This window comes from Bacillus cereus group sp. MYBK15-3, assembly GCF_051916765.1.
In the GTDB taxonomy this organism is placed as follows: Bacteria; Bacillota; Bacilli; order Bacillales; family Bacillaceae_G; genus Bacillus_A; species Bacillus_A cereus.
Map to the genome: position 1 here is coordinate 419146 of NZ_JBQAHG010000001.1, position 16246 is coordinate 435391.

Here is a 16246-nt window from a genome sequence, read left to right on the forward strand (position 1 = left end):
TAGTGCCCCACAACGAATATCCCCCTTCTAGGTTAATAAAAATCAAAAAATTAGCGAAGCATCAACCTGAAGGGTTTGTTACCACTTATAAAATATTTTAATTATATAGTAGTATATTTTATTGATAACTCCCCCAATATACAGACATCCTTAGGCGAACAATAGAGTAAAGATTGTTAAAAACTTCACAATATATTCGATAACTTATTGATTTGATTGTTTCTCCCCAAAGATTTTATTTTTAATGGCAATTCCTGTAGGTGTAACTGCAATACCACCTAAACCTGTCTCTCTTAATTCGCGAGGCATCTGTCTTCCAACTCTATACATGGCTTCAATCACTTCGTCAGCATTGATGAGATTGTTTACGCCAGCTAATGCGATGTCCGCTGCTGCTAAAGCATTTGCCGTTCCAATGGCGTTTCTCTTTACACAAGGAATTTCTACCAAACCAGCGACCGGATCACAAACTAAACCGAGTAAATTTTGTAATGCAATCGAAAAAGCTTCAGAAGATTGCTGTGGCGTTCCACCCGCAGCTTCTACCGCAGCTGCAGCCGCCATCGCTGAGGCACTTCCTACTTCAGCTTGACATCCTCCATACGCTCCTGAAATACAAGCGTTGTTTGCGACTATCGTTCCAAATAACGCTGAAGTGAATAGAAAATGAATCATATCTTCATGACTTAACTGCAACGTATCTTTAATACTAAATAGGACTCCCGGAATCGTCCCACTCGCACCTGCTGTTGGAGTTGCACAAATAGCTCCTAATGCAGCATTTACTTCATTAACACCGATAGCACTTTGAATCCCTAACACCATCAAATCTCCAGAAAGAGTTTTCCTATTTTCTCGATAGTTTTTAATTTTTACAGCATCCCCTCCGGTCAAACCTGTTGGAGAAAATACACCGTCGCCCTCGATACTTTTATTTATTGCATGTTGCATAGTCGCTAAATTTCGTTCCATTTTACTCCATACTTCTTCATAAGAAGTTTTAGTTTGTTTGATTTCCTGTTCGATTGCTAATTCATAAATTTGCTTTTGGCTTTTATTAGCTGCATCCATAATTTCTTTTATGGCCATATACATATTTTTCACTCCTTAATGTGACTAAAGAATAATAAGATTAGCTATATTGCTTAAATCTCCTAATTCCTTCTGAGCATTACCTGGCAATATCGAATCCAAAGCGAATGCATATAAATATTTTGTTTTATCTTCCAAACTATGAAAGTTGTTAATTTCCACATCATATTGTTTAAAGATCCTGCGTAAAACAAATTCAAAGTCAGCTCTTTCTGAAATCGCAATAACAACTGGCAATGGCCCCTGCAGATTTAAGCTAAATCCATCAATTTCAACATTTTTGACTTCAATCAACCCACCACCGACCGAAATACCCATTACTCTAATACTTCGACTTTCATCCTCTGCATATACATCTGCCGTATTTGGATGACCAGCAGGACTATTACCCAATTGTTCAATAAAGGTAATGTCAATTCCCTTAGACTCTGCTATTTTAATAGCATCTGGCACTTTGCTGTCATCAGCAGCTAAGCCTAATATACCAGCAATAATTGCAAAATCAGTTCCGTGACCTTTATGGGTTTCAGCAAATGATTCATAATACTTTACCACAACTTTTTTGGGAAGACCTTGAAATAATTTATTAGCAACTGTTCCAATAGCCAAAGCACCTGCAGTATGTGAACTTGAAGGGCCTATCATTATGGGCCCAATCACATCAAAACAACTTTTGTATTTAACAATCTTTTTTTCTTTAATAGATGCTACATTCATGTTCATATAAGCACCCCCATAATTTATTATTTTTAGCTGTAGTTGAATCTAAGTTATTAGAATGATCGATTCAAAACAAGTTTTGTTTGATAACGCTTTCTTTATTGAGTTGAATAAACTTCCCTTCTAATCCGCTATCCTCCGTATAGTAATCATATCAGTATGTCCAATTTTAAAAAATTACTGGCAAGTTCTTTAGAATTTTTAATCCAAAACGAGGTTTGATATTTTCTCTAGAGGTAATAAATTGTGTCTCGACGCCCTCATTATAACTTGTATATTTATAAGTTTAATCTTTTTTTATTTTTAGAAAGATTGAATAGACAGAATTTTGAATAGGTAATAAATTACACTTAGTATGTAGCAATTGTGTCCTTTGTTTGAAGCTGTATTAGTTAGTAAAAAAGCAAAAATAACACAGAGTTCCTTTCATAAACACATTGATTATATTGAAAAATCATTATAAAGATACTTATATTGTCTTTTGTTTGAACATCTTATTTTGAAAGGGAAACCTGTTGCAATAAATAATTCATTCATATGAAAAGGAATACATTAATAAAATTTAAAAACGTTTTAGTATATTAATTATATATTTTGTATAAATATTAATTATCAAAAAAAACTAACTTCTTATTAGGATCTTAACATAAAGGATACATTCCAAATAACAATGGAGATTCTGCTTTATCAATTTCTTTATACGTTATATTTCCCTCTTTACCTGCAACAGCAACTTGTACTTTTTCATTTGTTTTCACATCTTCTGCACCTATTGCACCACCCGCCAATAATCCTGTACTTAACAGACTATCGTGAACGAAAGTTAGAGAGTTATGGAACAAAATATAATGTGTATGTACATACATTTCTTTTAAAAGAAGTTTTGTAGTATGCAACTGAATTAAAAAAATATAGATTTTTATGACTCTTTTTAGGGGATATAGCAAAGTGAGATCTTTTATATGCACATTGCTATACCAAACTAGATTTCAGCATAGTATTTTTTTGCAACTCATTGATTTTTACCAAACACGTATAAAAATCAACAATATGAAAATAAACGACTGGCTAAAATTTTACTTTCAATAAAATAAAAAAGAACCTGCAAATTTGCAGATTCTCCTGATAATGATTTATATGAGTAAGACTCGGAAATATAATACAATGATTCAAAAATAAGTTCAAGTAAATTCAAAGAACCGGCTAGAGTTCGAGTTCTTTCAGAAGTGATGATGTTTTCTAGGCTTCGCAAAGTGAGAAAATACAAGAATATAATACATCGAGATTTAGAGAATTTCAATACTTAAATTAGAGGTTATTTTAATGTGATGTAACATCAGCATTTTGAAGGAATAGCAATGAATACCTTATACATCCCCAGTCTACATAACGCTTTATTATCAGTAGAAAGAAAAAGGAAAATCCCTACTTCCACAATAAATCCGCCTTGCTACTCTATTCATTTTTTGATACATTCCTATCCACCGTTTTAAAGTTCTCTTTTGTACTGTGTTAGCCAAAAAATTGTATAAATCATAATTCGTTTTTCTTCCACCTGTTTCACCCTTTCTACACCCTAGTTTTACAAAATAAGAAGTCATCAAAACTTATATTTATTACTTTCTGTTATCTCCTCTCTCTTGTTCTATGCATAGTCTATCTAAATTTTTATTAGCTACTAAAAAAAGAATTTACAGGACGATTAAAAAAAGCCAAGTGCATTGCACTCGGCTTTATGGTCGATTAAACAATTTTACTTCAGACGTATTAAACTGATGTAGATAGTCTTTAGTAGAAGTATAACCTGAATTCATGAGTGTTTTCTTTTCTTCTTCTGTGATATCAAAATTAAACGCCGACGTAAAGAATGTATTAATAAATACAGTGCGGGCAGCATCTTCTTTGGTGGTTTTTCCGCTCTCATGACCTTTGATCATGGTTTGAGACAAATTCCATGCAAAATGAATAAGAGAATGGCCAATATGATGTTCTGTTGAGGTTGCGATATGTTTTAACATGGCAACCTCCGCCTGAGATTCTAAACGGAAACCAAGTGTTTCTTTGTTGTAGACAATTTCATCTGTAGGATCAAAGAAAGATGCATTGTATTTCGTGTGTAAGCTTCTTAATGTAAAATGATCCTCTATATTGCTTATCAGTTTATTAACCTCGTCAATCGTATCTGTGGTCGTGAAGTGTTCTTCTTTATTCACAAAACTTTTTCGATCAAATAAACGAATTGGGTAGTTATCGAGTACACCTCCGTCTACATAATAATCTTTATCCCATTCCACAGATTTAAAAAAGAATGGGATGGACATCGAAATCCGCACAGCAACTACTAATGGGACATCAGGTGTCGTTTCGCGTGAAAACGTACGAAGCTGGTGTGTAGAAATGTTCGTTCCTTGGAAAAACACGTCTTTTCCTGTTTTGTCATACAACTGCTGAAAAGTTGTGTCCTTACTCCCTGTCCACTTTTCAACAATCTTTCCTACCCACTCAGTGAAGAAATCCCCTTTATAGATACCAAAACCATCAAAAAATAAACGAATGTTATCTTGTACAATCGAAAAATCATCATCTTTAAACGCTTTGAAATTCATGTCTTTGTGGATTTTTACAAGATCTGCGAATGGAATGGAAAGACCTAAAAGTAATGCAGTAATCGCTCCTGCTGAAGTCCCTCCAAATCGTTGTATTTCTGGTAAAATCCCTTCTTCATTTAGTGCACGGATGGCACCTATATAAGCGCTTCCCTTTACCCCGCCACCTTCAAATACTAAGTTACGAAATGGATATGCCATTATATACCTCCAATAAAGAAATTTTCGATCTGTTATAGTATCGGAAGTATATTGAAATATATTCCAAATGGTATTAAGAAAGTTTCATGTCCTCCGATACGTATGGCCGAATTATCTTTATTCAATGGATGAATTGTTTGAAAGAGAAGAAATTTGCTTGGAATGGTAATTTAGTAGGATAGGAAACAGGAAACGGAGCGCATCTTTTGATGCACTGAATAATATCCCCTTTTGAAATCGTATATAACGTAACTTCTTTTCCGATGTCCAAGTAAAATCACGAGTAAGAAATCAAGGAATAATCTACATTTCATAAATCCCTCACTCTCTTTAACATACAATTCAGTGAAATAATTTGTTTCAAATACGTAGAAATATGGTTTAACCAGCAATCAATGATCAGGTCTTCTTACCCTAAGTAAACCTAAATCTATTTGTCTCCATACAGAAAGGAATAAATAGTTTTGTTCCTATTCATGAAATAGTACAATATATGCAAAATTACATATCTAATTAATTGCTTTTAATGTTATATTTTAATAGCGATGAATGCTATTATTTCATAAGTTGTCAACAAGCGTTATGTATGTATGAGAAAAGGGAAGGAGCCAAATAGGCCCCTTCCTTTTTCTACTAATTAACTAAATTACTCTCTGGTAAAAATTTAAATAGTAATGCTCATTTACAGGCGTCTGATTATGCATTAAACATGCTAACTTTGCTTGCTGTCGGAAAAATTAAAAACGATAGCATTAAGCTATTAAGAGACAAAAATTCATCAACACGAAGACAGATTTGTCTTGGCTAGATAAATTTGGTGATAAATACAGGAAATAAATCTTACGATTCAATGATTCTTTTTCCTGCCCTCTCCCCTTGCCACTTCTGTTTCATGACTTGTAAATAGAGATCTTCAAACTCGTTAAAATGGATGCGAAAAACATCTAATGTATCGATATAAGCAGAAATCACATCTTTTTCATTAAAATGGATACCTTCCTGTGCTAAGTCATAGCTATCATTAAGGCTGTATAAATCAAAATATTCTTCTTCCCAATACAGGCCTCTATTTACTAGTAATCGAGTAGAGCAAGTAATCGCTTGTTTAATATTCCATTTCTGAGCTACTAACTTTTCATTTAAGACTGAAAGAAGGATGTTTACCAAGGGTTTTTCATCAACTATGCGGCTATATGACAGTAAAGCCGATTCTATATATATCAGCTTTGCTTTAGACATTAAAGATATCTCCATAATTTCATATGGCGGGTGATCACTTGCTTCAATCAACCTATCGCACCATGAAATAACCTCCTCTCTATTCCAAAGTCCGCAGCCTAGTCCTAATGCATACAAGTGGGCTAAAGTTTGATAAGATTTCAATATGTTTCACCTTCAATTTAACTGTATAGTGGTATTGCATTCATTTTGGAAATAATCACGCTTAGTAATAAATATAATAAGCTGCCCAAACGGACAGCTTATTTGCATTAAAAACACTATACATGAACTTTTGCTTTTTTTCGACGCACAAGCCACCAAACTAAAGATAGCAGTACTAGGGGAAACGGAAATACCTGAATAAAGAAAAATACTTCCCAAAAATCGTGCATCGTACTACCAGAAGAATCTGTTGCCATCCCGCCAATAAAAAAAGACAATGGAATGACAAGTATATTTATACCTAAACTAATCATTAGGAATGATAGATTCTTCTTCCAGATTACTGGTAATGCAGCCACGATTAATAAAACCAATGCAGTACCCAGTATAAGAAACAGTGCTCCAAATAAAAATACAAAGTATAGAATAGCATTGATTAAAGGTTCCACAATAGCCCTCCTAAGGATTCATTCTATAGAAACACTCATGTTATTTAGAAAGTCAGAATGCTATACCTCTTAGTTGTCTTTCAATTTCTTCATCGCGATAGTCTTCATTTATCTGCTTAGAATACTTAATCTACTTGCTTATATTCTGGACTGCGTTAGGACATATGTTTCTATTGTACAACCAGCTAGCAAGAAACCCACACTTATCCCTGCTAATACGGTACCTTTAAAGGCTCTGTTCATATTCATTTGCCCCTTTTATCTTTTCGTATTTTTTCTCCATCCATAGACAGTCCATTATGAACGTTTTCATTATAAGTATTGTCTGCTGTTACTGTTTTACTTTCCTTACTATCTGTTTCGGCACTGATTCTTCTCGTTTACCGTTTCAGTATTACGCTTCAATTCGCATTATCATCACATAAAAAGGACATACCTATTCATATATACCCCTTTATTATTTTATATTGAAATAAATAATGGTTCAAAGTTATTTTGTGAAAATCATACAAAAATTAATAATTCATCGATTACCCAACAATAGATAATATGGATAAAGAAAAAATACTAGAGAATATCACATTGTAGTAGTCTCTAGTATCTTTTCATAGTATTTTAGCGGCTATGCAATACGGAGGGATAAAAAAGGACCTCTTACGGAAAGATAAGAGGTCATCAAGAAGATAAAAATGTTGTATTTGAAACACGCGAGTTTCTAATTCACATCATAACACAATATATCCATATATTCAATATATACATTTAAGATAAGGAATATTACATCATTAAAGATTACGGTGAACCAGGAGATAGTGCTGAAAATGAACCTACTTTGCGCAACATTTTCCCGAAAAAGCATGCGGATGTCGCACCTGCTAAGACATTTTGAATAATCTTTGCAGCTGCTACATCAACGGGTAATTTACTGTATTTCTAATCTAGAGAATCAATTGTCCAATCCCATACTTTTAAAACTAGTGCAATAGATCTTTTTAATTACATACTTAATTTATTTTTTAATGTCCAATATTTTTCTCCATTAGCTTCAAAAGAGAATTCTACCCATCCATTTGGATCTTCACGATAAATAAAGATGGTTGTTCCAGGAGTTACTGTACCAACTTTATTTTCCTCGACAGCTACATCTGGTCTACTTTTAATTTTCAAATTAAATGGATAAGGTACCTGGTAGTAAGTAGCTGATGATACAACATTTGTGCTTGAACCGTCTGCATACATTTTATACGGAATTTCATTTGATAACGCTTCGACATCTAATGTTTCAGGATTCTTTGATAATTTTTTTTCATATGTATAGTCTTCTACACGAAACGGTTTAATACGTTCCATAATGCCTGCAATTTTCTTAGCCCAGCCTTTATCTGATGCATATTTCACATTCATGCCAGTTAATGTTGGCCCGTTATAATACATACCATTTTCTTCTAAATATCTTTCTCGTACATAATTAGCATTATAAGCAATGCTATCGCCGTAGCTTGGTAAATATTTCGCATATTTAAACGGCTCTCCATCATATGCACGTAGACCGAATAAATTATGTTTTTGATATGCGATTTCTGATTTTCCGTATCCAGATTCTAAAATCGCATGCGCCGCTAAATAATGAGCACTCACGCCATATTGATTTTGCGCATTGATAAAATCTTGTCCATGTCCAACTAAGGGACTATCTGAATGATATTTTGCAATAAAACTATCAATCTCTTGAGCTGTAATTTTCGAAGCCACTGTTAAATTTAAATCTTCATATGAGGTAGCAGTAATAACCTCTTTTTCATCGTTTAAATTTTGTTGTAACATATCTGTTTTTGCAGTAAGTTGAGCAGCTTCAGCACGTGTTATAAATCTATTTGGTTGCCAACCGTTCTCGGTACCATTAGAAATTTTTAAATCTATTAAAATATTGGCATGTTTTTCTCCCCAATGCCCTTTTAAATCTTCAAATCTAACCTGCTCGTTATGATTTGCTGTGCTTTGTAGTTTATATGCATTTACTAGCATGGTAGCCATAGCAGCACGAGTTACTTTTCCGGATGGATTAAAGATTCCATTACCTTCACCTTTAACAATACCAGCTTTTTCAGCAGCAGCAATATAAGGAGTAGCCCAGTGATTTTGTGAATCTGTAAAAGATGGTTTTGCATTAGGATCAATTTGTATACCTAAAACTTTTGTCATAATTTTTGTAGCCGAAGCTCTGTCTAAGGAGTCATTTGAACCAAAAGTTCCATCTGGATAACCATTTAATACCTGTTTATCAACTAAATAGTTAACGGATTTATCAGCCCATGTAGGAACATCTGGGAATTTATGAGTATCTGCTAAAATATTAGAAGAATAGGATAATATAGCTCCTGCAAGGATACCTGTTGCAATTAATTTGTGCTTCATTAAAATAAACACCTCTACCATTGTATTTATCAAATTGAAATTTTCTATTTTTATATTTACATGTTTGTAATAATAATAAAATCGTATTATCACGCATTCAATTTGATGTAACGAGTATAGTTACTTATATACACAAGTGTCAATGAATTTCTTTTACAAAAATGCATAATTTTTATATTATTTTGTAATTGAATTATGTATAAATTTTGTAAAGGACCTTTTGATAGATTTTACCTGAATAAATCTCTTTAGTTGTTAATTTGCCAATCTTTCTTGTTTACTATTAATCAATTAAAAAAAGAATTTTTTTTGTTTAAGAGCTACTTTAAAATCTTAAGTTGATGGATGTGTGAACGTACCGCTACTAAAATTCTTGCTTTTAAATCATTATTACTGTATTATATTTACGTATCAATATAAGGATTATATTATATAAAAAGGAATCAAATCTATAAGTAAGATTTAAATCCTTTTAGAAATCAAAAAGACTTTGTCAAAATCTAATATAATTTATGCTTGTCTTTTTAATATGTATCTAGTAAAAACATATTTTTTATCCATAGAATTCTGTTTTCAATGATAGGAATTAGTGTTCTAAACAAGAAACCGTACAAAGTGATCTGAAAAACCTGAGAGATATTGTATGTAGTTTGCTCATCTCCAGGTACTACAATAAAAGAGCCTTACCTTTCTAGGCAAGACTCTACTAGTTTAGTTGTATACTATTTACATGATAACTAAGAAACAGAAAACATATAACACCAAATAACAGCACCCTATTACTCCTCCTACAGCTAATACCTGTTTAACCCAACTCTTAAATTTTTGATTACTGTAAATCGCTTGCACTCTTTCCATATTTCCTCCTATTAAGCAGAACCCTTAAAGACTCTCACCTCGCTATAGTACCATTAAAAAATGAATAATAGAGATCTAATGTATAAATATGCAATATTGCATACGAAAATATATTGTTATAATTGTAAGCGCTTACTATAATAAGGTTATAAAGATTTATTACATCTTAATACGAAAAAGAGGAGAGAATAATATGGAAATCGCAATGGCAGTTTTAAAATTTATAGGTGGAGCAATCCCATTAATTCAAGAACTACTAAAAGCATTTATGTAAATTCACTATTTAGCAATTATTTATAAAAAATTATCATACAAATGATCTGTATATAAAAAATGAATTGGTTTACAGATCATTTGCGTGATCAAGGTCCCTTTAACATGACTAAGGGGACTTTTTAAAATTTTTAAATAATTAAGGTTACGTCACATCACGATCAAGTTAGCAAAATAAAATGAAACTTTAACTTGATGGTGATGGGGTAACAGTTGTGATTTAGAGATAAGATCAGATTATACAAAATTTTGCACGTCAGCGATACTGAAAATAAACTTCGCCTTTAGTAGCAAGAATCCCCAATAAAGATAGTCAACTTGCCTATTTAGGAATAAGAGTGTCAATTTAAATGATGCATTCTGAAACACTACTCTTCTTCTAAAATAGCGTAATAATATTCATCCCACCATTCATTCCCATGTGGTATACACTTCCTGAAATAGCCTTCTCTTCTCATTCCAATCTTCTCCATTACTCGATATGATGGGGTATTTTGTGGCTGACATGTAGCTATAATCCTATGTAATTTCATTTCCTTAAAGCCATATTTCAATGTAGCTTGTGCTGCTTCAGAAGCATATCCTTTATTGAAATATTTAGGATTGAACACCCAACCAATCTCATATGTATGCTCACCAAAATATTTATGAAAAACTATATGACCAATCAGGATATCCCTATCTATTAATACTACAGGAAAGTTCTTAGCATTTTCACCAATGTTTTCATTCACAAAGTTTCTTGTATTTTCTTCAGTAAAAACCCCTTCAGGTATGTATTTCATAACATTGATATCTGATGTATACTCATGAACAGCTTGCCAATCTTTGAACTCAAATCTCCGTATTAATAACCTTTCTGTTTTTATAAACATTTACTTTTCCCCCTCAAAAAATTACAACTATATTTGAAATTCACATTTAACCCTTAAAACAAAAAAACTTGTAGGAATCTCTACAAGTTCTTTTTAGTTTAAGGCGAATATAAGGACCAAACAAACTATCTTACAAATTGACCGTAGAAACTTCAAGGGTAATGCTTTGACAAATATATTATATAACAAATATTAACATCTACAGAATTTATTTTTGAAAATTATGTGAATTAATAAATAAAATAGTTTTTTCTTAGATGTTATTGTTAATAACTGGGTATCATTATATTTCATTCTGCAACTTATTTAGAAGAGCTATGTACATTTCGAAGAAGTTCTTCAATAAGTTTTGTTTTTTCATTTACCTTTGTGGCATATTTGAAATCACCATAACAATATGGATACCTAAAATTATTTTTATTTCCACCACAAGTGTACATTGCTGGATTTTGATCAACTTTCATCTTAGAAAATTTTTTGGCCGAATCCTCCGAGTGTTGTTTAACTTCTTGACTAGCAATAAAATCAATATACCCTGGCCCCATATTATAGCTTTGAATAATTGTATCCATGCTAACATCTTTTTCCGTTCCATACTTGTACATTTTAACAAAGTGCTTTACCCCTTGTTTAATGCTCAAGCTTATCTCTTGAATTTCATTTGGCTTTAATCCAAGTGATTCGGATGACTGCATAGGGTCGTTTCCCTCACCTCTACTCTCTTGATACATAATTCCTAATAAAATTGGTGTTTTCTCTCCTAAATTATATTTTTCTAATTCTTTTTTTAAGGTAGACTCATATTGCAATACACGTTTTTCGGTGGCTAGCGCTTTATTTTGTTGAATATTGGTTTTATGATTAAAATATAGCATTCCAAGTATTGTTCCTAAGCCTAAAATGCTAATAAGGAACACTTTTATAATTTGTTTTTTACTTGTATCCTTCATATATTCCTCCTCGTATAAGAAATGCAATTTTTCAAAGGTAATTGGTTATATATAAACTATGTAATGAACATCTATCTCCCACCCTTTTAGACTCATACATCAATACTTTAAGGTTTCAAGTTTAATATAAAAATTTAAAGATAAGGTAAAGATAAGATAAAGATAAAATAAAGGGTATTTTTTAGCGTACTTTAAAAGATATTGCTACAAAGGGATATATGGGACAACTTGTTGATATGAATGGATTTAGTGATAATTGAAAGGTTATTGTACAAGTTATTAATTATGGAGACATCATTCCAGAAGATTTAATCCATCTTTTCAATATGCTTTATATAAAAACCACAACATAACATATAATAAAAAACGGTGAACCCTCCACCTAGGAGAATCCACCATCACAAATAACTGATTATTTCACACCTAGTTTTTTTGCTTTCTTAGGGATTCCGTCTTCCAGCACTTTCTCCCAAGCTGTTACACACCTGGAATATGATGTGATTGCATTTGAAACAGGGCTTTTGGAAGCAGCAGCTGTTCAGCAAAATTTTGATAACTCAACCGCTACAGAAGCGATGAAACAATCCTTATACTCTGTATGGAAAACTGAGGAACTTGAACAATTATTTACCTATATGAAAGAACAAAAAGAAAAAGGAAAGCCACTCACATTAGCTGGTTTTGATGTGAATTTGTTTTATAAATCTTCATTCCGCTCTTATGCAAAAGAATGGTTGCAAAAAGTAAATCCTGAAGTAAAGAGTGAATTTGATACCGCAGTGTCAGAGTTGATTGAACTGGATAGGTATTACAATAAAAATAAAACATATCCCTATGATCGGTTTAAAATGGAGATACAGCCCGTAATTAACAAGTTTGAAAAGGTTAGAATGTTTATTCAGAATCATAAAACTGAATTGATTCAAGTTACACCACATCCTACGTATGATGTGAAAGTCAGAGGTGGCATCTCCTCACCTAACCTGACAGACTATTCTTTTTATATCCGAGATCAAAAAATGGCACAAAACTTCGCATGGCTAACTGAAATGCAGTATGGAAACAAACTGGCCCCCCTTTAACAAGTAATAATTTGTTCTGCACCCATGTTGATAATTCTTCTGGTAATCGGAATATAACGGAACCATGTTGCTCTTTTATAATGACATAGGGATTGCGGAATTCTTCTTGAATGCCGATTCCAATCACTTGATACAATTTCCTGCACTGACTCGGAAACAATATATTTGGAATGTCTAATGATTCAATTTCATGAAAAGAATGACGGAATCTCACATCCATTGCAAATACCATCACACCAACTCCCAGCTATACGTAAAACACAATTAGTATACCGATGAGATCTATGTTACGTGCAGAAATCCCCGTTTTCTCCCCAGACTTATCTACAAGAATAAAAAAGGAAACACAAGATATGTTCCCTTTTCACTATTTGTTTTCTACACTTTTAATTCCAATATTTCTAGATGCTGAATAGATCCGCCCCCTGGCAGGTAGACATCTTCCTCCTTCAGCAGGGATACGGAACTTTCCGTTTCTACTAGTGATGGAAGATTGCGCACGCCAAATAATAATACTTTTCCCCTATTGCCCAAATGACGTGGGGTATGCATGGAAATCGTAAGGTTGTTTATGCATGTAATTGTTCCTGTTCTTAAACATTTTCGGGTATCTATTTTTATTATGTTTTGCTTTTGTAGTATTTCTTATTTTTATTGTTTGATTGTTATGACTGGCACTTGCTCGTTTTCGGAAATTTCACTGTAACCATGATAAAGTAGAAAAAACAATAAAATAATTGTCCAAATAAATATAAACACTTTATAACTATACTTCATATGAAAAACCTCATTTTCCCTATATAAGTGAATGTACATACACCCTGTAAATCTAATTACATAAATTATCGGATGTTTTAGTAGTAGAGAATCATTAAGTATTAGGAATTGTTACTCATAAACATATCCAAGAATTCTTCAAAAAAAATATCATCTAGGCATTTTAACATTTCATCAAAATGCACAGATGATATTTTGTAAGTTTAGCTTGGTAATGCTTTTTATGTAATGAATTCTTATCTCTATTTCACCTTAATGTTTATATGTACAAGAGTCTGTGTAGCAATTAGGCTGTACTTTAAATATGTACTCAATTGTGTGTGGGAAAGGAAGCACATTTTATTTAAAGTGGTTACTTTAAAGCCCTTAATTAGTTGGTAGTCTTCTTCATTCAGACAAAAAGGAAATTTAAAGTGTGCACGTACTTTCAACTCAGACTTTTTACTACACACACTCCTATACACATAACAACATTTATAGTTTTTTGTAACATTACGGAAATAACAGGAAACAAAAACGAAACATTTATAATAAAATGTAACAACTTAGTAACATTAATGTAACATAACGTGTGTAATCGCACAATACTTTTTTAACTGAAAATCAATAAATTTATGTAAGTACCCATAACGTATTACATATTGTTTGTGAAACCTTTTAATGAACAAGTATAAGTGGATGGCGGGAATCGAACCCGCGGTTGTCGCCGTAAAAGGGCGATGTGTTTGGCCGCTTCACCAATGCGCTGTATTAAATATGTACCGAATGTATCCCTTTGGTACATAAATAGACCTGTAGATAGGAAATGTTCGCTACGTTTATACAATTATGGTCAGAGGTTCTGGAGGCCCCTGTCTCGCCCTTAAATTATACCCCCTCGTGGTCGGAATGACAGGACTTGAACCCGCACATTCAACAGAATACTAGATCCACAATCTAGCAAGTCTACCATTTCGCCACAAACTCCATGAAAATAGAAAAAGACCACCGAATGTACTCGATTGTCTTTTTGCCATGCATATCTGCACAAGAAGTGTATACTTCAAACCCTTTAATATTTTTAGCTATGAGCATACTTATAAAACTCTAAAAACTATTTGATAATCTTTTAGAATCTAACTTTCTTTTAATACTATTTGCTATTTCTTCAATATTTTCATTTAGAAAGAAATGATTACCTTCAAAAGAATGAAAAGTACACGTTTTACTTGTGTATCGTTTCCATTTTATTACTTGATCATATGTAGTAAATTCATCATTTTCCCCATTAAATATAAGAAAATCAATATCACATGGTTGTGTATTTTTGTCATGAATATACGTCTCAACGATTTTAAAATCTGCTCTTAGAATAGGGAGAAAAATCTCCATCAATTCTTCTGATTGCAGTACCCCAGATGGTGTACCTCCCATTGCAATAACTTCTCTTTTGAATTGCTCATTAGAAAGATTATGTCGGATATTTTTTATTTTACTATTTGGATGATTTCTACCGGACAAAACAAGAAATTCAGGCGATACGTTTTTAGAATCTTTTATTTTTCTGGCTACTTCATAGGCGATCAAACTTCCCATGCTATGCCCGAATAGAATGTAGGGCGAATCATCTATCTGCATAACTATTTTATTGTAGACATCATTTACTGCCTCTTCCATACTTTGGTACAAGTTTTCTTCAATTCTATATCCTCTGCCAGCTAACTCTATCGGGACTACCTCAATAGATGGATTAAAGTGATTTTTCCATTTTGCGTAACTAAACGCAGATCCCCCAGCATGTGGAAAGCAAAAAAGTTTAGTCTTCTGCATTGATTTTCTCCTTACTTTCAAATTTGTATATATTTTGGCAAATTGCATAAATGTCTTTAATTATTATCTCTTGCGGAAATTCATCCCTTGTTGCACAAGCAGATAACTTATAATTTGGATCAATGTTATATTGTTTAAAGTAAAAGTTTTTAGGTATATTCTTGTATGAAATTAAAGTTCGTGATTTTTTTTTATAGAGAATGAATTTAATGGGGTATAAAGCCCTTTTCCAATCGTTTTTATATAGCTTTCTTTTAATGTCCATAAATCAAAAAAACAATTAATTTGTTCATCAGAATTCATATTAGATATATCATAAAATTCATCCGCTGAAAAAAATTCTTTTGCTAATTTAAGCGCCTCTATCTCTGAAATCTTTTCTATATCAATACCCACATTAAAATTAGCAGTAGTACAAACCACCCATTCTCCTGAATGTGACAGATTAAAATGAAAGTCAGAAAAATTTTCAACAAAAGGTTTTCCATACTCATTATATTTAAATCTAATTTCTTCATTATTAATTTTATACTTTTGGCAGATTAGAGATCGGATTAGTAAATCCCCTATCAGGGTCCTATTAACGTCGCATGAGTTTAATAAACGCTTCATTCGTTCTTTCTTCTCATTTGAAACTAAGTTACTAAGTTGCTTAAACAAATGACTTTCAATATTCTTTGGTATTTTCACAGCTTGAATGTGTATGATAAATCACTTCCTTTTTTAAAAGATGGCTTCATATATGTGCGTTACATA

Annotated in this window: 12 protein-coding genes, 1 tRNA gene and 3 pseudogenes; 3 read left to right on the forward strand and 13 right to left on the reverse strand. The window is 32.4% G+C overall.

Features of this window, described 5'->3' with window-relative positions:
* Window positions 1-204 precede the first annotated feature (204 nt).
* The 6 genes from sdaAA to ACTFR8_RS02260 form a co-directional block, all read right to left on the reverse strand.
* The gene (gene sdaAA, locus ACTFR8_RS02235; protein ID WP_252209985.1) at window positions 205-1095 is read right to left on the reverse strand and encodes an L-serine ammonia-lyase, iron-sulfur-dependent, subunit alpha; all 891 of its coding nucleotides are present in this window, start codon (window positions 1093-1095) and stop codon (window positions 205-207) included.
* A 21-nt stretch (window positions 1096-1116) separates the two neighbouring features.
* Window positions 1117-1815: a serine dehydratase beta chain gene (locus ACTFR8_RS02240; RefSeq protein ID WP_001056999.1), complete on the reverse strand. Its 699-nt coding sequence runs from the start codon at window positions 1813-1815 to the stop codon at window positions 1117-1119.
* A 638-nt stretch (window positions 1816-2453) separates the two neighbouring features.
* Window positions 2454-2708 carry a hypothetical protein gene (locus tag ACTFR8_RS02245; RefSeq protein ID WP_000557537.1) on the reverse strand — a complete coding sequence of 85 codons (255 nt, stop codon included), beginning with the start codon at window positions 2706-2708 and terminating at the stop codon, window positions 2454-2456.
* Between the two features lie 837 nt (window positions 2709-3545).
* Window positions 3546-4619, reverse strand: a complete 1074-nt coding sequence (locus ACTFR8_RS02250) for a patatin-like phospholipase family protein (RefSeq protein ID WP_000331129.1) — start codon at window positions 4617-4619, stop codon at window positions 3546-3548.
* A gap of 840 nt (window positions 4620-5459) precedes the next feature.
* A complete protein-coding gene (locus tag ACTFR8_RS02255; RefSeq protein WP_000844539.1) occupies window positions 5460-6002 on the reverse strand; it encodes a hypothetical protein in 543 nt (180 codons plus the stop codon).
* A gap of 116 nt (window positions 6003-6118) precedes the next feature.
* Window positions 6119-6451, reverse strand: coding sequence for a hypothetical protein (locus tag ACTFR8_RS02260; protein ID WP_000433526.1), 333 nt, complete (start codon window positions 6449-6451; stop codon window positions 6119-6121).
* Between the two features lie 778 nt (window positions 6452-7229).
* On the opposite strand from ACTFR8_RS02260, the pseudogene ACTFR8_RS02265 reads away from it, so the two are divergent.
* A pseudogene (locus tag ACTFR8_RS02265) lies at window positions 7230-7322 on the forward strand (peptidase M56); the annotation flags it as partial.
* Here the strand turns inward: ACTFR8_RS02265 and ACTFR8_RS02270 are convergent.
* Both ACTFR8_RS02270 and ACTFR8_RS02275 read right to left on the reverse strand, forming a co-directional pair.
* Window positions 7310-7423, reverse strand: a pseudogene (locus ACTFR8_RS02270) (polysaccharide deacetylase); the annotation flags it as partial. The pseudogenes ACTFR8_RS02265 and ACTFR8_RS02270 overlap by 13 nt on opposite strands.
* A gap of 24 nt (window positions 7424-7447) precedes the next feature.
* Window positions 7448-8866: an S-layer homology domain-containing protein gene (locus ACTFR8_RS02275; protein WP_000680983.1), complete on the reverse strand. Its 1419-nt coding sequence runs from the start codon at window positions 8864-8866 to the stop codon at window positions 7448-7450.
* 946 nt (window positions 8867-9812) lie between these two features.
* Here ACTFR8_RS02275 and ACTFR8_RS02280 point away from each other — a divergent pair.
* Complete coding sequence (locus tag ACTFR8_RS02280; RefSeq protein WP_002005090.1) at window positions 9813-9998, forward strand: hypothetical protein; 186 nt, start codon at window positions 9813-9815, stop codon at window positions 9996-9998.
* Between the two features lie 367 nt (window positions 9999-10365).
* Here ACTFR8_RS02280 and ACTFR8_RS02285 read toward each other — a convergent pair whose 3' ends face one another.
* Together ACTFR8_RS02285 and ACTFR8_RS02290 are read right to left on the reverse strand one after the other, a co-directional pair.
* Entirely contained in the window at window positions 10366-10872 is a 507-nt protein-coding gene (locus ACTFR8_RS02285) for a GNAT family N-acetyltransferase (RefSeq protein ID WP_000470155.1), read from the reverse strand.
* A 302-nt stretch (window positions 10873-11174) separates the two neighbouring features.
* Window positions 11175-11822 carry a lysozyme family protein gene (locus ACTFR8_RS02290; RefSeq protein ID WP_119780873.1) on the reverse strand — a complete coding sequence of 216 codons (648 nt, stop codon included), beginning with the start codon at window positions 11820-11822 and terminating at the stop codon, window positions 11175-11177.
* Between the two features lie 497 nt (window positions 11823-12319).
* Here ACTFR8_RS02290 and ACTFR8_RS02295 point away from each other — a divergent pair, with 497 nt between their 5' ends.
* The gene (locus ACTFR8_RS02295; RefSeq protein WP_002098395.1) at window positions 12320-12904 is read left to right on the forward strand and encodes an erythromycin esterase family protein; all 585 of its coding nucleotides are present in this window, start codon (window positions 12320-12322) and stop codon (window positions 12902-12904) included.
* 1456 nt (window positions 12905-14360) lie between these two features.
* On the opposite strand, the gene ACTFR8_RS02300 is transcribed toward ACTFR8_RS02295, so the two are convergent.
* The 3 genes and pseudogenes from ACTFR8_RS02300 to ACTFR8_RS02310 form a co-directional block, all read right to left on the reverse strand.
* Window positions 14361-14420, reverse strand: a tRNA-Lys gene (locus ACTFR8_RS02300).
* A 347-nt stretch (window positions 14421-14767) separates the two neighbouring features.
* Window positions 14768-15490 (reverse strand): thioesterase II family protein, encoded by a 723-nt coding sequence (locus ACTFR8_RS02305; RefSeq protein ID WP_044584469.1) that lies wholly within the window; start codon window positions 15488-15490, stop codon window positions 14768-14770.
* Window positions 15477-16180: pseudogene (locus ACTFR8_RS02310) on the reverse strand (4'-phosphopantetheinyl transferase family protein). The gene ACTFR8_RS02305 and the pseudogene ACTFR8_RS02310 overlap by 14 nt, the downstream one beginning before the upstream one ends.
* Window positions 16181-16246 lie beyond the last annotated feature (66 nt).

What these genes read in the sequence shown, in the direction of transcription:
- ACTFR8_RS02275 (WP_000680983.1), bottom strand. Translation starts at nt 8,866, where the DNA reads ATGAAGCACAAATTAATTGCAACAGGTATCCTTGCAGGAGCTATATTA.
- ACTFR8_RS02280 (WP_002005090.1), top strand. Translation starts at nt 9,813, where the DNA reads ATGCAATATTGCATACGAAAATATATTGTTATAATTGTAAGCGCTTAC.
- ACTFR8_RS02290 (WP_119780873.1), bottom strand. Translation starts at nt 11,822, where the DNA reads ATGAAGGATACAAGTAAAAAACAAATTATAAAAGTGTTCCTTATTAGC.
- ACTFR8_RS02250 (WP_000331129.1), bottom strand. Translation starts at nt 4,619, where the DNA reads ATGGCATATCCATTTCGTAACTTAGTATTTGAAGGTGGCGGGGTAAAG.
- sdaAA (WP_252209985.1), bottom strand. Translation starts at nt 1,095, where the DNA reads ATGTATATGGCCATAAAAGAAATTATGGATGCAGCTAATAAAAGCCAA.
- ACTFR8_RS02305 (WP_044584469.1), bottom strand. Translation starts at nt 15,490, where the DNA reads ATGCAGAAGACTAAACTTTTTTGCTTTCCACATGCTGGGGGATCTGCG.
- ACTFR8_RS02240 (WP_001056999.1), bottom strand. Translation starts at nt 1,815, where the DNA reads ATGAACATGAATGTAGCATCTATTAAAGAAAAAAAGATTGTTAAATAC.
- ACTFR8_RS02285 (WP_000470155.1), bottom strand. Translation starts at nt 10,872, where the DNA reads ATGTTTATAAAAACAGAAAGGTTATTAATACGGAGATTTGAGTTCAAA.